Source organism: Alteromonas sp. AWJ4_199, assembly GCF_056159165.1.
Genome location: NZ_JBSWUR010000001.1, coordinates 2,012,422 through 2,028,454, shown reverse-complemented (window position 1 = coordinate 2,028,454; position 16,033 = coordinate 2,012,422). Strand labels below are relative to the sequence as shown.

Here is a 16,033-nt window from a genome sequence, read left to right as displayed (position 1 = left end):
TATTTCAAGGTAAAAGGTGAAACGTTTACCTTGGATCCAATACTAGCACAAAATGACAATGTAATTACAATGTTATAAAAATTTTTTTTGTATAAAAAAAGTGCGGTATATAACCGCACTTTATTAACAATAGGAAAAATAAGGAGAAATTAACTGCAGCGGATACGGTCTACAGCGGCCTTCCAACCATCATAGGCCTGATCACGTTCTTGCTTTGATAGCCTTGGGGTGAAAACGCTATCGCTTTTCCAGCACTGAGTTAAATCATCAATACTGCTAAACACACCTGCTTGTAACCCGGCAAGGAAAGCTGCGCCAAGCGCAGTAGTTTCGGTAATTTCAGGGCGCTCTACTTCAGCACCCAAAATATCTGACAAAAAGCCCATAACCCAGTCGTTACGCGACATGCCTCCATCTACACGAATGGTCGTTGGACGTGCTCCGTCGCTTTCCATCGCTTTTTGAAGGTCTTTAGTTTGATAGCAAACTGATTGCAGGCCTGCAGCCACGATTTCGCTTATTCCTGTATCTCGAGTTAGCCCTAAAATAGCTCCGCGGGCATCTGGGTCCCAATAAGGCGCGCCCAAGCCGGTAAATGCGGGAACCAAGAACACACCGTTATCTCGTCTTGCACGTTGCGCTAAGGCCTCTGACTCTGCAGCATCATCAATTAATTTAAGTCCGTCACGTAACCACTGAACGGTCGCGCCAGCCATGAAAATACTGCCTTCTAATGCATAGGTGGTTTTGCCGTTAAGTCGGTAACCTACCGTGGTAAGTAAGCGGTTTTTTGACTGAAGAGGGGCGTCACCGGTGTTAAGGATCATAAAGCATCCAGTTCCGTACGTGCTTTTTGCCATGCCTTTTTCGAAGCAAGCCTGACCAACCAAGGCGGCCTGCTGATCACCTGCAACACCCTGAATAGGAATAGCTTTTCCGATAATGTCTTCTTTAATTACCCCGAAATCTGCTGCACAGTCCATAACTTCCGGCAGCATTGAAGCTGGGATATTAAATTGATTAAGGAGCTTTTCATCCCAACATTGTTTATGAATATCAAACAACATGGTTCTAGACGCATTTGTGGCATCAGTTTTATGTGATTCACCACCTGTCAGGCGCCAAATTAAATACGTATCCACAGTACCAAACAGAAGCTCTCCACTTTCGGCTTTCTCTCGGGCGCCTTCAACGTTATCTAGTATCCACGCGACTTTGGTTGCTGAGAAGTAAGGGTCAAGTAAAAGCCCTGTCGACTCTGTTATATACGATACAAATTCTTCGTCTTCGCTAAAATCTCGGCAGTATTGCGCTGTACGTCTATCTTGCCAAACGATTGCAGGGTAGACAGGCTTTCCTGATTGTTTATCCCAAACTAGCGTGGTTTCGCGCTGATTTGTGATACCAATAGCGGCGACGTCAGACGGGATTACATTACATTTGTTAAAAACTTCCTTCAGGGTAGCGACAACGCTTTCCCAAATTTCTTCCGGGTCGTGTTCAACCCAGCCATCTTTAGGATACTTTTGAGAAAACTCCTGTTGAGCGATGGCCTCTATACTGCCTTTTGCAGAGAAAATAATGCTGCGAGAGCTTGTTGTGCCTTGATCAATGGCAAGAATATGTTGTCCCATAAGGTCACTCCTGAAGATAATTTTCATAGAGTTTGCATCATTTACAGATGTTTAACAACGGCATATTTTCGAAAACGAACATTTGCTTTTCGTTTTATCGTGGGAACTTCCTCTTTAAGCACGTATAATCAATATCGATTTTTATTTTGAGGATGTGTGATGAACCAAACGCAACGACACGAAAAAATTGTTGGGCTAATAAAGCAACAGGGCTTTATGTCTATTGATGATTTGGTGAGTGCTTGTGACGTTACACCTCAGACAATTCGAAGAGATTTAAATCAACTGGCTGATGCTGGTGTAGTCAGTCGTTATCACGGCGGTGCGGGTTTAAACAGAAGCTGGGAAAATACACCGTATCAAGAACGTAAAACGCAAAACAGTGAAGTAAAAGAAAAAATTGCTGAAGCGGTTGCGGCCATGATTCCCGATGGTGCGTCTTTGTTTATCAATATTGGTACTACAACAGAGCTTATTGCCACTAAGCTGCTTAATCATAAAAACCTACATGTAGTAACAAACAACATTCATGTAGCGACAATCCTATCTGCTAAAGAAGACTTCTCGGTGATTATCGCCGCAGGTGAAGTACGGTATCGCGATGGCGGTATTATTGGTGAAGCAACCTGTGACTTTATTAGTCAGTTTCGCATGGACTACGGAATCATCGGTATAAGCGGTATAAGTTCAGACGGCGCGTTATTAGACTTTGACTTTAGAGAAGTTAAAGTTTCACAAGCTATTTTAGAGCACACTCAGCACGTGATTCTTGCGGCCGACTACAGTAAATTTGAACGCCGCGCTATGGTTGAACAAGGCCATATATCACAAGTCGACTGCTTAGTTTGCGACAAAACACCACCACCAAGCATAGGCAAAATTATAAAAGAAAATAACATTACTTTTGTAAAAGCATAACTATAAGTTGTCTTATTCATTTATCGTCATAATCACAGATCTGTCATAATTCTGGACTAGCCTTATCATTCGATAATGTTGTGCGTTGCTGCGTTGCTGCGTTGCTGCGTTGCCAAGTGTTCCTTGCACATGGTTTTGTATTGATTCACTCATCTAGTTGTATTTACAAACATGCGACTCAGCGTATGTAGATTAGTTAAACCCTACATTCTTCCTTTGCATTATCTACCAGCAAGTTAACGTATAATTGGGTTCATTTAACTTTCTTTAATGTTCGTTAATGTTCGTTTTGTGTTGACATGTTTTCTTTTTGGTTGTCAAATAGCCAACCATTAGATAAAGCAAATGTGAATACGAGCAGGGGCAAACTATGAGTCACAGCAATGAATCTGAAAAAACAGTCGACGTTTTAGTCGTTGGCGGCGGCGTTAACGGTGTTGGCGTAGCGCTAGACGCTGCAGGACGTGGGCTTTCAGTAGCATTATGTGAAAAAGGTGACCTTGCTGGCGCCACCTCTTCATCAAGTAGTAAGCTCATTCACGGCGGCCTTAGATATCTAGAGCATTACGAGTTCCGTTTAGTAAAAGAAGCATTGGCGGAACGGGAAGTATTGCTTCAAAAAGCCCCTCATATTATGTGGCCCTTGCGCTTTCGCTTACCGCATCAAAAGCATTTACGCCCAGCGTGGATGATTCGAATTGGCTTGTTCCTTTACGATTCACTGGCGAAACGCAACATGCTCCCTCGTTCGCGTAAGTTGTCGACTACAAGCGAAAGCCCGTTAGTTAGCGATATTACAACTTGTTTTGAATATTCTGACGGGTGGGTAGACGATGCACGCTTAGTGGTGTTGAACGCACTAGCCGCACAAGACCAAGGCGCACAAATTTACACCCGCACTGAATGTGTGAAAGCTGAAAAGCAAGACAACCTGTGGAGTGTTGAACTTAAAACGGTAAAAGGGAAAACGTTTACAGTAAAGGCTAAGTCTATTGTCAATGCTGCAGGCCCTTGGGCGGTATCGTTCTTAGATCGTTTAGTAAATGTTAACAACCCAAATGCTATGCGTATGGTGAAAGGTAGCCACTTCATTGTGCCGAAACTTTACGATACTGATGAAGCATACATACTGCAAAACAAAGACGGGCGTATTGTTTTTGTTATCCCATATGAAGGGGATTTCTCGCTGGTAGGTACTACTGATGAAGACTTCAAAGGCAACCCATCAGATGCTGCTATATCGGATGAAGAAACCGAATACTTAATTGACGTGGTAAACACATACTTTAAATCAAAAATTACCCTAAGCGATATCGTTCACTCTTACAGTGGCGTAAGACCTTTACTGGAAGAAAAGAATGCTTCTGCTCAAGAGTTAACGCGAGACTACAAAGTTGAGCTAAAAGGTGAGACAGGTAAGCCTGTGTTGCTCAATATTTTTGGTGGGAAAATAACGACCTACAGAAAATTAGCTGAGCATGCGGTAGACAAACTGGTTACTTGTTTTCCTAAAGCTAAAAAAGCATGGACCAAGGAAGTCCCTTTACCAGGTGGCGCATTCGAAAGCCAAGGCGAGCTTGTAGATAAGTTAATTGGTGAGTTCCCGTGGTTGAACAAAGATATTGCTCAACGTTATGCGCGTCAATATGGCCTTTTAAGCTACAAATTTTTAAAAGGAAAATCGTCAATTGCTGAGATGGGAGAAGACTTTGGCGCAGGCATGTATCGCGCTGAAGTAGACTATTTAATTGAGAGTGAGTGGGCATGTACTCTGGAAGATGTTATTTGGCGCAGAACTAAGCATGGATTGCGTTTAAACAAAGCGCAACAAGAGGCGCTATCGCAATACATTGAGCAAAAAGCTCACTCCCTTGATAGCGAACAACAAGCTATTGACCCAGTATTAGCGAGTGCGTAACTTTGTTCATTCGCTTCAGTATGTACAAAGGGCGTTGCGTTTAAGCTCACGCCCTTCGTTCCGTATGCTCCCGCTGTATAAAGAAAATAACGATTCATAGAACCCTTTACGCTAGCGAAATCGTTAGCTTTTATTAACTGGACACAATATGAACACGGATGTCGTGAAAGAAAGTGCAGTCAAAGAAGTAATTTTCATTCGCCACGGAAAGCCACTTTCAGCCCACAATGAGAAAGTGAATGCCGCGGATTATGCAAGCTGGGTGCGTAACTACAATAAATCTCCCCTTGACCCAGCCAGCCAACCTAAACGAAAAATAGATATATCTGGTAGCTATATCGCCGTCAGTCCGCTTTTGAGAGCAAAGTTAACAGCAGCCCAATATGGGGCAACTTCAGTTGACGAAGAGCTACCGGAACTGAGAGAAATGGATATACCTTATTATAAGCTGCCTTTCACTTTACGCAGTTGGCACTGGGTTTTGCTGAGTCGGGCCCTTTGGTTTATGGGAGCTAAAGGCCGCTTTGAGAGTTTTAAATATGCTAAAAAGCGGGTTGAAAAACTTTCATTGCATATTAATAAGCTTAGCGAAACACACCCTAGAGTGGTTCTGTTTGGACATAGCATGACGAACTACTATACGCGAAAAGTGCTTATGAAAAGCGGATGGCAGCTGAAGCAAAAAGACAGTGATTTCTGGGGAATTACTATCCTACAAAAAGCCGTTTAACTAAGAGTCGTACTTCAATCATTGATACTGGTGAACGAGGTAGACTAAAGGTTTCCTTCAAGTTTCTTTGCGAACTGATAATACTTCATATTTTATTAACAATGCCGATAAACTAAGAACATAGCCAAGTCGATTTTCGCCTGCTACAGCCGCTTCATGTTTTGCATATAGCGACAAACACCGAGGCTAAACAAGGTTTATTACTTCAGTTATAAGCTGAGAATTCACAAATGAACAAAAATAAAAAAGACTCAGACACCACTAAAAACGTTATTAAAGCGTCTATTGCCGTTATTTTCGCGGTAGCATTGGGGGTAGCAATTAACAATTTTCACGTTGATGAAGCAGATACGACAACAGAAGCTCTTGCAGAGCGTTTCGATACGTTTAAACGCCACGTTGTTTCTTCACATTGGCAATGGCGAGTGCGCCAGCCTACCACTATGATAATGCTTATTCACTATGATGACTCAGGCAGCGAAATTAACCGAACACCAGTGCGTATGAACCACAATGGGTGGCCGACAGCTGACATGTCAGATGCTGGATGTGAAAAAATTTGGTCATCAATAGTGGCATCCCCATTACGTGTCGACGGATTCAAAGTGCATGCAAGATACTACGCCGAGCTTGAAATAAATGAAGATAACTATTGGTGCCGTTACAGCTTAAGTAGAGGAACCTACTTCGATTACTATCCCGCAAATGGTTCAGTTATGGACTTAAAAGGCTAGTAAGGTCTTCATACCAATGCATATTAATATAAATGATCGCCTATGTAGGTATTTGGTTTATTTAGATAATTAGTCTACTTTTTAGTTAGCGCCATGTCACAAACTGACATCTTGAGGTATTGTTGATAATAAGATAATACTCGACACTAATGAATTAAGTAGGCATATGCTTTCTAGCTTATTCTCTTCGAAAAAGAACAATACAACGCTCACAGTAGGTGTTTCTGTGAGTGCTACTGAATTACATATTGCCGCTGTTGACTTTGGAAACAGTGGTCATGTACTCAGCTCTGTTGCGTCTGTTCCTTTCGATAATCTACAACCTCTTGTAACGCAATTAAGTGACGTATTGCGTGATTTCGAGAAGGAAACGTGTCGATTATCTGTTGTGCTTTCACAAGAAATGTACCACATGGTACAGGTCGATAAACCTGAAGTGCCTGAAGAAGACATTACAACCGCGCTCCCTTGGACCCTTGGCGAGTTGGTTCCGTTTGATTCTAGCAATATTGTTTTGGACTACATCGACTACCCAGTTCAAACTCGCGCCGGCAATAAAAAAGTTGATGTGTTTGCTGCAGATAAATCCTCGCTTTCCGCGCTGGTTCAAAGTTTATCGAAAAAGAAAGAGGTAAAGCTCACTCATATTCACGCCAAAGAAGTGTTGGCTACAGAAATGGTACCTGATGATGACTATGCGCGATTACTCATTATTCAAGAGCCCAATAGCGAACCTTTTTTGATGATAGTGCGTTCGCGTGCTATTTGGCTATCGCGACGATTGAGAGGCTTTGTCAAAAAAAACGCCGCCGAAGAAGATTTAGTCCAGTTAGGCGACATGCTTGGATTAGAAATACAGCGCTCGATGGATTTCTATGAGTCACAGCTAAAACAGCCACCGCTAAAAGAAATTTTGTTCAGAACACAGTTTGATTGCGAGCCTGTAATAGAGCGCTTAAAGCCGTTTCAGCCTGCGGCTATGAAAAAGTTCGTGCCGGAGCTCGAGTTAGCTGATGTTGTTGATCCCACTTGCCACTTTGCTTTGGCCAGTGCGCTTGTTGCAGCGAGGGAGGCACAGTGAAACGCACAATAAACCTTTACCATCCATCGCTTAAGCCTAAAAAAGAGCGCTTGCCCCTATCAAAGGTGCTTTGGGTAAATGGCGTGGCGTTTGCCATAATGCTCATTGCTGTTGTGGCTTTTAACGTGTTGCTAAACGCGAAACAAGAAAAAATACAAGAGATGTCGGCATCGACACGCGAAATCAATGATGAGATTAAATCACTCAATGATGCCCTAGAGAAAAAGCGAGATACCAAAACGCTTGAGCAGCAGCTTGAGCAAGTGAATACCAAGATAGAAAACAGAAAGCAATTGCTTGCCTATTTAGAAAGCGGAGAGCTGTCTTTTGATGCAACCAAGTATGGCGAAGTGATGGACGACTTAGCCAACTATCACAACCAGAACCTTTGGCTTACCAGCATAAACATAGATACCCAGAAAATTCGTTTGTCAGGGCAAACGGTGGCACCGTCGTCTATTCCTGTTTGGTTAAAGAAGTTACAGCAGTCACCTTTCTTTCAGGGCAAGTCATTTTCGTCCGTGAAGTTTGATGAAGTAGACGGGGCTGAAAACGTGAAGCAATTTTTAATATCAACCGATTTTGAAGGAGACGCTGATGAGTCAGTATCAACAGCTCTCTGATAAGTTTTCTGCGCTCGAGAACAGAGAAAAGCAACTTATTTTGTGGGTTAGCTTTGGCCTTATTGTTTATCTGTTTTTCTGGTTCGGCATATCGCCCGCGCTAGATGGCATGTCTGGTGCAGATAAAACCCTTACTCGAAAAGAAAGCGAGTACAAGGCGCTGGTTATTCAGAGGGATGCCATTCAGCAAGCACTGTCTGTCGATTACACGCAACGGATGCAGCAAGAATTAGATAGCGCGAGAAAAGTGCTACTGAGCGTAGACGATGAGCTACTTTCATTGAACGAAGGCTTCGTGGCTGCCGACAGAATGCCCGAGTTGCTAATGACGCTATTGAATGAAGAAAACAATGTGAGTTTGGTTAATTTTAACGTAGAACCTACGCAAACCATTCGTTTTGGCGAAGGTGAGTCTCAAAGTACATCATTTTATCGTCACAGTATGCGCTTAGTGATCGAGGGACGTTACTTTGATTTACGCAGTTATCTAGCGCGTCTTCAAGCTTCACCAGAAAAAGTCATTGTGACTGACTTCGTTTATAACGTCGACGAATATCCCAGTGCATCATTGACATTGGGGTTAGCGACAGTAAGCAATAACGCTACCTTCATTTCGCTTTAAGGAGTCTAGGTGAGTACAGTGAAATACTTCATATTTAGTTTGTTGGTGGTAGGTAGCGTTCTTAAACCTGCAATAGCCGCCGTAGACCCAACCAAGCCCGCCCTTTTCAAGGGAGCAAGTGCAAGCGAAAGCAACCTTTTAGATGGCGAATTGGCACTGCAGTCAATTTTTAAACGCAGTTCTGGTTACAGCGCGATCATCTCTGGCAAGTCTTATCGAGAGGGCGACACGCTCAATGAGTTTACTGTGTCTAAAATAAACCCTAAACACGTGATTATAACTGACGGTCGTCAGCAGAAAATACTAAGAATGTATGCATATGAAATTAAAAAATAGCCTTATTTCTAACGCACTGGTGCTAGCTGCGGCGTTTGTTATCGCGGGTTGTCAAACCTATGGTGTTGGCGAAGAAGTGAAACCGCATATTCGCGATGAACTCAATCGTTCTCATAATGCGCCTGTTAGCAAACCCAAGCCACCCCCACAGTTAAACCAAGAATTACTGTCAGAAGTGGCCCGCTATCAGTCGCTTCCAGCTCCTACGTCTCAGAAGCTATTTGCCGTATCTGCTAATAATGTGGATGTTCAACCGTTTTTCGATGCGCTGGTGGAAGATACGCCTTATAGCGTGGCTGTGCATCCAGCGGTGTCTGGTCAAATTAGCTTAACGCTTAAAGACGTAGCGCTTAATGATGTGCTTACGATTATTTCTAGAATGTATCCGCTGGATGTATTTTTAGAAGGTAAGGTTATACAGGTAATGCCGTCGCAGTTAAAGACAGAGTCTATCCCGGTCAACTTTCTTATGATCAAGCGTTTCGGTGTGTCGAACGTCAGCGTGATTGCAGGTGGAGTAAGCGAGCAGGACCAAAATAACGGTGGTAACAACGGTGGTATTAACGGCAACAATAATATCAGCGGTAACGCACTGGGCGGTCAAGGTGGTTTTGGTGGCCAAGGTGGTCTTGGCGGCAACAATATACAGCAGCTCAACGGTTCAAATATTCAAACCACCAGTGAAAACGATTTTTGGAGTGACTTAAAAGAAGCGTTAAAAGTACTGGTATCACCTACTGAAGGCCGTCAGGTGGTGGTGTCACCGCAGGCGGGGTTGGTGACGGTGCGCGCGCTACCAAGCGAAATTGCCGTGGTGAAAGACTTTTTAAACCAAAGCCAAGAAAGCCTGCAACGCCAGGTGGTGCTAGAAGCTCGCATTATTGAAGTCACGCTAAATGATGGTTACCAACAAGGCGTTAGATGGGACCGTATAGCAAGCGGCTTAACGGGGAGCCTCAATTTTGGGTTTAGCGGCGGGGCGCTTGCTTCTAATTTTGCAGCAAACACTGCAGCGGGAATCGACCCTGCTATTAATGCGGTTAATGCTATAGGCAATACTATTTCTACCGATATCGGTGGAGTATCAACGCTTCGTATTTCTCGCGGCGACTTTGATGGTGTTATCAATATGCTTCAAACCCAGGGTGACGTGCAAATGCTAAGTAACCCTCGCGTTACGGTAACTAACAACCAAAAGGCCGTTATTAAAGTAGGGCAAGACGAGTACTTTGTTACCGATGTGTCGACCAGTGAAGATCAAAGCACAACAAGCACAGAGAACGAGAATGACATCGAACTTACTCCTTTCTTTTCTGGTATCGCGCTGGACGTAACACCGCAAATAGACAGAAGTGGCTCTGTAATACTGCATGTTCACCCTTCAGTAACAGAAACGGCGGAACAGACAAAGGTTATCCAAGTAGGTGACCAACAAATTTTGTTACCGCTAGCACAAAGCAATATTCGTGAATCAGACACCGTGATCCGCGCTCGCGACGGTGAAATTGTGGTGATCGGCGGGTTAATGGAAACGGTTACTAGCGAGCAAGAATCCAAAACGCCGCTGTTAGGTGACATCCCTATTATAGGTAACGCGTTTAAAAACAAAGCGAAAACCCAGAGCAAGCGCGAATTGGTTATTCTTATTCGCCCTTCTGTGGTACAGCCAGATACGTGGGAAAAGCAGCGCCTTCGCACTCAGTCTTTGCTTGACCAGTGGTATAGAAACTAATTATGTATCAGGGCTTTTATCACTTCACAGAAATGCCGTTTTCGCTCACGCCGAACACGGATTTCTTTTGTGCACTGGCGCCGCACAATGAAGCGTTAAAAGTCATTTTGTCTGCGTTAAGTATGTCTGAAGGCTTTATCAAAGTGACCGGTGAAGTAGGTACGGGTAAAACCCTGCTGTGCCGCAAACTGATAAATCACCTTTCGGATAAATTTGTAGCCTGTTACTTACCGAATCCATACCTTAGCCCTGACGAGTTGCGTATAGCATTTGCCAATGAATTAGGGATTGATATAAGTAATGATGCGGCGGCGCAGGGGTTACACAGTGCTATTGAGACCAAGCTGTTGGCGCTAAAAAAAGAGGGGCGGCAAGCAGTACTGATTATCGATGAAGCGCAATCGTTAAGCTGGGATGCACTTGAGATGCTGCGCTTATTTAGCAACTTAGAAACTGAGAAAAGTAAGCTACTTCAAATTGTTTTATTCGGTCAGCCAGAGCTTGACGCTAACCTGTCAAACCCGAAGGTTAGGCAAATTCGTCAGCGCATCAGCTTTTCGTACACGCTGCGCACAATGACGTCGGTAGAAGTGGAATATTACATAGGCCATAGACTAACAACGGCCGGCGGCAGCGAGCAGTTAATTTCTAAAGGTTTACGGGCTTTTATCGCATTAGTCACCCGAGGAACGCCACGGTTGGTTAATATTGTTTGCCACAAAATTCTTCTTCGCGCTTACGGCCAGGGTAAAAGCGCTGCGACTTGGCAACATACGATAAATGCAGTGTTTGATACTGATGACTGCAAGCGAAGGCTTGTTCCTAGACAAAGCATTGTTATTTTTTCCATAGCTGCGGTTGCTGTAGCAAGTGCGCTTTACCTTTACGGGGCGCAGGGCTTATGAGCATTTTAAATGACACCTTAAAATCGCTAGATGAGCGAAACCAGAATGAAGATTTTGGCTTGCCACCTACGGTGCACGTCGAAAATCGTTCGCTTTGGCCAAAAGCGCTAATTGCGCTCATTGTACTAGGGCTAGTTATTTGGTTGGTGTTTAATAGTGTGACTGAGTCAGGGGATAGTAAGAGTGCTGTTAATACAGGTAGCCCTGATACTGTTGCAAAAGTCGATGTATCGAATTCAGCAGCAAGCTCAGTGCAAAATGAGTCCATTACAACTGACAGTGAAAGTACTTCTAAGCAAGATGTCGATAGTGCCGAACAACAGTTAGAAGGTATGGAGTCTACGCCGTTATCCGAAGAAGATTTGGCATACCAAAATGCGCCGTCAGACGTGGCCGAGATTGTATTTAATAGTATTGATGAGACGATAGTCGACGACGAGGCTGAATATAGGCAGCGTGCGCAAGCTGCTAATACTTCAAACGCAAGCTCGAATGTTAAGTCAAACGTAGGGACAACCGTAACTGCAGCCGAGACCACAACAGCTGAGGCAGAAGAAACTGGTGCGGCAGGAGTGAAAGCCTCTGGCTTAACCCAAGAACAAGCAAATATACAAACGGCCAACAAGACAAGTGTTGGAACAAACGTTAAAACAAGCGGTGAATTAAGCTCGCCTAAGCCAGACAACATTATTTCGCGTGAGCCAGCAATTGACGTTACGCCTAAATCTCCAGAGCAACAAAGCGCTGTTCATTTAGAAGCTGGGCTTAAAGCTTACAGTTTTGGAATTTTCGACGACGCCCAAAAAAGCTTTACTCTTGCACTGTCTACCTACCCGGAAAACACCGAGGCTCGTAAACAATTGGCCGCGCTTTATTTTGGACAGAATAACAACCTACAAGCGTTACAGGTGCTTTCAGAAGGCGTTGTGATGTCGCCAGAGTCGTTAGTGTGGCGCGAGCTTATGGCCAAAATTTTGGTTCAAGAAAGTCGTTTTGAAGAAGTATTGAACCTGATGCCTGACAGCTTAGATGTAAAAGCACTGGCTGAAAAACGTATCGATTACTTGATACTAAAGGGCACCTCTGCACAAACCATCAACAAACCAAAACAAGCTGTCTCGGCGTTTAGTGCCATGACTTCGCTACAACCAAATAACGCTAAATGGTGGCTGGCACTGGGGGTTAATTATGATGCACTGGAAGACAAGCGTTTGGCTATTTCTTCATATTCCAGAGCCCTAGCAATCGGTGGCCTCTCTTCTACGTCATCGCAATATGCCAGTGCCCGCCTAACTGATTTACAGGAGCAACCTTAATGCGTCCTCGATTAAAGATGCGCCTCGGCGATTTATTAGTTCATGAAAATATTATTACCAGCGAACAGCTTGATAATGCACTATCTGCACAGCGTTCATCTGGGCGCAAACTGGGTGATACGCTTATTGACTTAGGGTTTATCAGCGAGCCTCAACTTCTGCGCTTTCTTGCGCAGCAGCTCAATATTCCGTTTTTAGATATAACACAGCGCCGAATTGATCCAGAGCAGGCGCAACTTATACCAGAAACTTATGCAAGACGCTATCGCGCGCTAGTACTAGAAGCTGACGACGATGAAGTGCTGCTTGGTATGAGCGACCCCACCGATTTAGGCGGTCTTGACCAGCTTGGGCCGCTAGTAGCTCCTCGCAATATTGAACTAGCTATCGTGCAAGAGCATCAAATGCTTGAAGCATTCGATACCGTGTATCGTCGCACTCAAGATATTGCGTCATTTGCAGAAAAGTTGGGCGAAGAATATGCCGATGAAGCCGATTTTGAACTCTCTGCCTTAGACGATACCACTTCAGATGCCACAGTAGTAAAACTACTCCACTCTATTTTTGAAGATGCAGTACAGGTGCGTGCATCTGATATTCATATTGAGCCAGATGAAAATATTCTGCGCATAAGGCAGCGTGTTGACGGCGTGCTGCAGGAAAACACGCTAAACCAGGTTAAAATTGCCTCGGCATTGGTACTTAGGCTAAAGCTAATGTCTGGACTCGACATATCAGAAAAGCGCATTCCTCAAGATGGGCGTTTCAATATTAAAGTGAAGGGTCACACCCTTGATGTGCGTGTTTCCACCATGCCTGTCGCTAACGGTGAAGCGGTGGTGATGCGTTTGCTAGATCAATCCGCGGGTCTTTTGACGTTAGATCAGACGGGGATGCCGGATGCGATGGCCGAGAAATTTCGCGCAGCAATAAACCGACCTCACGGCATGATATTGGTCACTGGGCCTACAGGTTCAGGTAAAACTACGACCTTGTATGGCGCATTGAGCGAACTCAACAAGCCAGACTTGAAAATCATTACCGCTGAAGACCCCATTGAATATCGTTTGCCTCGTGTTAATCAGGTGCAAGTTAACTCAAAAATTGGTCTCGACTTCGCGTCAATTTTACGTACCACCCTTCGACAAGACCCTGATATTATCATGGTAGGGGAGATGCGCGATCAAGAAACAGTTGAAATAGGACTGAGAGGAGCACTAACTGGCCACTTGGTTTTAAGTACGCTTCACACCAATGACTCTGTAACTAGCGCCATCCGTCTTATCGATATGGGCGCGGCGCCCTATCTAGTAGCAACATCACTGCGTGGCGTTTTGGCGCAGCGTTTGGTACGTCGTGTATGTGACAACTGTAAAGAAGAGCGGCCGCCAAGCGCGCAAGAGCAAGCATGGGTAGGTTTCCTAAAGCCAGAACTAGCAAATGCGACTTTTTACAAAGGTAGGGGCTGCAATAGCTGTAACCACACAGGTTACAAAGGTCGTATTGGTGTTTTCGAGTTTTTGGAAATGAACGAAGATATGATGGAAGCGCTGCGAGATGACGATACGCAGGGGTTTGTTGACGCGACAAAGGCCAACAAAGACTTTGTTCCACTTTCTCATATGGCTCTTGATTATGCAGCTGAAGGCAAAACCTCATTAGATGAGGTCTTCAAAGTCGCTGAGTTTGTTCCTGAGGTGGTGAACCACTAATGCCTCAGTTTAGCTATGCGGGTAAATCGACTCAAGGTGGTCCTGAAAAAGGGGTTATTGAAGCTGCCTCAGCACAAGCCGCAGCGCAGGCTTTACTGTCTAAAAACATAGTTCCTATTTCGATAGAAGAAACTAAAAAGGCAGCAGAAGCGGGCAGTGGCTTAGACATAGGCCACTTATTCGAAGCTAAAGTGGGACTGGATGAGATGATCATCTTTTCTCGCCAAATGTACTCGTTGTTAAAAGCGGGTATTCCGATTATTCGGGCAATTAAAGGGCTAAGTGAAAACGCCTCACATAAGCGTTTCCAAGAAATTTTAAAGGATATAGCCGATCAGTTAGAGCAGGGCAGAAGCTTATCTTCGGCCATGACAAAGTATGAAAAAGTCTTCACGCGGTTGACCATTTCTGTTGTCGTAGTAGGGGAAAATACCGGTAAGCTGGACGATGTTTTTCTGCAGTTAGCCCTCTATTTTGAACGAGAACAGGAAACACGAAAACGCATTAAATCTGCGTTGCGGTACCCCACATTTGTATTGATAGCACTCGCTATTGCTATGTTTATATTGAATCTTTTCGTTGTACCCGTTTTCACACAAATGTTTGAGCGGTTCGACACCGAGCTACCTATAATGACTCGCGTACTAATAGGCACTTCAAACTTCTTTGTAAACTACTGGTGGTTAATCTTAATTGTACTAATTGGAACAATTTTTTCGGCTAAACAATACGTTAATTCGACTAATGGACGACTTAAATGGGACAAATTTAAACTAAAGTTGCCTGTTGTAGGCAGCATTATTGAGCGATCATTGTTAGCAAGATATAGCCGTAGCTTTTCTATGATTCTGCGGGCAGGTGTACCGTTAACGGCGGGTTTGTCACTAACAGCGGATGCTGTAGATAACGCTCATATGCAAATGCGCATTAAAGAGATGCGCCAAGGCATAGAAAAAGGCGAAAGTTTGCTGAGAGTTTCGAAAAATAGCGAACTGTTTTCTACACTTGTACTACAGATGATAGCTGTAGGTGAGGAAACCGGTCGGCTAGAGCCGCTTTTAGAAGAAAGCGCAGATTATTATGAACGTGAAGTTGATTTCGACCTTAAGAGCTTAACGGCCAAAATTGAACCTATCTTGATAGGTTTTGTAGCGGTAATGGTATTAATACTGGCGCTTGGCATATTTACACCAATGTGGAACATGATGTCGGCGGTAAAGGGCGGGTAAGAGTTTCGCGTCATTTTAGTGGGGTAAAGCGTGGCTAGCACTAAGTCAGGGTTATTTAACTTTATTGTGATTGGTTTGGTGCTTGCTGTTGTGGCTGCTACGTATGTTTATCACGCAACGCCAGTAATAAAAGAAGCTGAAAAAGTTAACAAAGAAAACGCAGTGGCTCAGTTTCAGCGGGTTGTTATGTTGGCAAGGGCCCAGTGGATAAAGACCAAGCAATCAAAGGTTTTGATTTACGAAATTGACTTTGATGCCAGTGGCGACATAAAGCAGAAGCGCCAACAAGAAGTCGCTGCAGAGTTATTTGTAAATATAAAAGGCTGGCCTGAAGGGCTTGAGGCTGGGTTAGGGAATGCCTGTGAATATATGTTCACGTTGGCGACACTAAGAGAATTCGATATGTCGTCTGAAGTATCGGTAAACGATGAATACGTGAACGGCTATTTGCGATGTGCATACTTTTTTCAAGACAAGGTTTGGTTCGAGTACCACGCCGATAGCGGCTTGGTAAGAGAAAAAAGAAGTTAACTAAGCGTCGGA

The 16,033-nt window shown here is 44.1% G+C and carries 15 protein-coding genes; 14 read left to right on the top strand and 1 reads right to left on the bottom strand.

What is annotated here, in order from left to right; translation table 11 throughout:
* Positions 1–149: 149 nt before the first annotated feature.
* On the bottom strand, positions 150–1,634 hold the full coding sequence (glpK, locus tag ACXAER_RS08880; protein ID WP_474828458.1) for a glycerol kinase GlpK: 1,485 nt from the start codon (positions 1,632–1,634) through the stop codon (positions 150–152).
* Between the two features lie 159 nt (positions 1,635–1,793).
* Between glpK and ACXAER_RS08875 the strand changes: the two genes are divergently transcribed.
* From ACXAER_RS08875 to ACXAER_RS08810, 14 genes are all read left to right on the top strand, one after another.
* On the top strand, positions 1,794–2,552 hold the full coding sequence (locus tag ACXAER_RS08875) for a DeoR/GlpR family transcriptional regulator (protein ID WP_474828456.1): 759 nt from the start codon (positions 1,794–1,796) through the stop codon (positions 2,550–2,552).
* 370 nt (positions 2,553–2,922) lie between these two features.
* Positions 2,923–4,470, top strand: a complete 1,548-nt coding sequence (gene glpD, locus ACXAER_RS08870) for a glycerol-3-phosphate dehydrogenase (protein ID WP_474828454.1) — start codon at positions 2,923–2,925, stop codon at positions 4,468–4,470.
* 148 nt (positions 4,471–4,618) lie between these two features.
* Positions 4,619–5,200: a phosphoglycerate mutase family protein gene (locus ACXAER_RS08865; protein ID WP_474828452.1), complete on the top strand. Its 582-nt coding sequence runs from the start codon at positions 4,619–4,621 to the stop codon at positions 5,198–5,200.
* A gap of 230 nt (positions 5,201–5,430) precedes the next feature.
* Positions 5,431–5,934, top strand: a complete 504-nt coding sequence (locus tag ACXAER_RS08860; RefSeq protein ID WP_474828450.1) for a hypothetical protein — start codon at positions 5,431–5,433, stop codon at positions 5,932–5,934.
* Between the two features lie 226 nt (positions 5,935–6,160).
* Entirely contained in the window at positions 6,161–7,015 is an 855-nt protein-coding gene (locus ACXAER_RS08855; RefSeq protein ID WP_474828448.1) for an agglutinin biogenesis protein MshI, read from the top strand.
* Positions 7,012–7,638, top strand: a complete 627-nt coding sequence (locus ACXAER_RS08850; RefSeq protein WP_474828446.1) for a PilN domain-containing protein — start codon at positions 7,012–7,014, stop codon at positions 7,636–7,638. Before ACXAER_RS08855 ends, ACXAER_RS08850 begins: the two co-directional genes overlap by 4 nt.
* A complete protein-coding gene (locus tag ACXAER_RS08845; protein WP_474828444.1) occupies positions 7,613–8,260 on the top strand; it encodes an agglutinin biogenesis protein MshJ in 648 nt (215 codons plus the stop codon). Before ACXAER_RS08850 ends, ACXAER_RS08845 begins: the two co-directional genes overlap by 26 nt.
* A 9-nt stretch (positions 8,261–8,269) precedes the next feature.
* Positions 8,270–8,596, top strand: coding sequence for an agglutinin biogenesis protein MshK (locus ACXAER_RS08840; protein ID WP_474828442.1), 327 nt, complete (start codon positions 8,270–8,272; stop codon positions 8,594–8,596).
* Positions 8,580–10,328 (top strand): pilus (MSHA type) biogenesis protein MshL, encoded by a 1,749-nt coding sequence (gene mshL / locus ACXAER_RS08835; RefSeq protein ID WP_474828440.1) that lies wholly within the window; start codon positions 8,580–8,582, stop codon positions 10,326–10,328. Before ACXAER_RS08840 ends, mshL begins: the two co-directional genes overlap by 17 nt.
* Positions 10,329–10,330: 2 nt before the next feature.
* Complete coding sequence (locus ACXAER_RS08830) at positions 10,331–11,233, top strand: ExeA family protein (protein WP_474828438.1); 903 nt, start codon at positions 10,331–10,333, stop codon at positions 11,231–11,233.
* Positions 11,230–12,549, top strand: a complete 1,320-nt coding sequence (locus tag ACXAER_RS08825; RefSeq protein ID WP_474828436.1) for a tetratricopeptide repeat protein — start codon at positions 11,230–11,232, stop codon at positions 12,547–12,549. The genes ACXAER_RS08830 and ACXAER_RS08825 overlap by 4 nt, the downstream gene beginning before the upstream one ends.
* The gene (locus ACXAER_RS08820) at positions 12,549–14,261 is read left to right on the top strand and encodes a GspE/PulE family protein (protein WP_474828434.1); all 1,713 of its coding nucleotides are present in this window, start codon (positions 12,549–12,551) and stop codon (positions 14,259–14,261) included. Before ACXAER_RS08825 ends, ACXAER_RS08820 begins: the two co-directional genes overlap by 1 nt.
* Positions 14,261–15,490, top strand: coding sequence for a type II secretion system F family protein (locus ACXAER_RS08815; RefSeq protein ID WP_474828432.1), 1,230 nt, complete (start codon positions 14,261–14,263; stop codon positions 15,488–15,490). Before ACXAER_RS08820 ends, ACXAER_RS08815 begins: the two co-directional genes overlap by 1 nt.
* Positions 15,491–15,520: 30 nt before the next feature.
* Complete coding sequence (locus ACXAER_RS08810; protein WP_474828430.1) at positions 15,521–16,021, top strand: hypothetical protein; 501 nt, start codon at positions 15,521–15,523, stop codon at positions 16,019–16,021.
* Positions 16,022–16,033 lie beyond the last annotated feature (12 nt).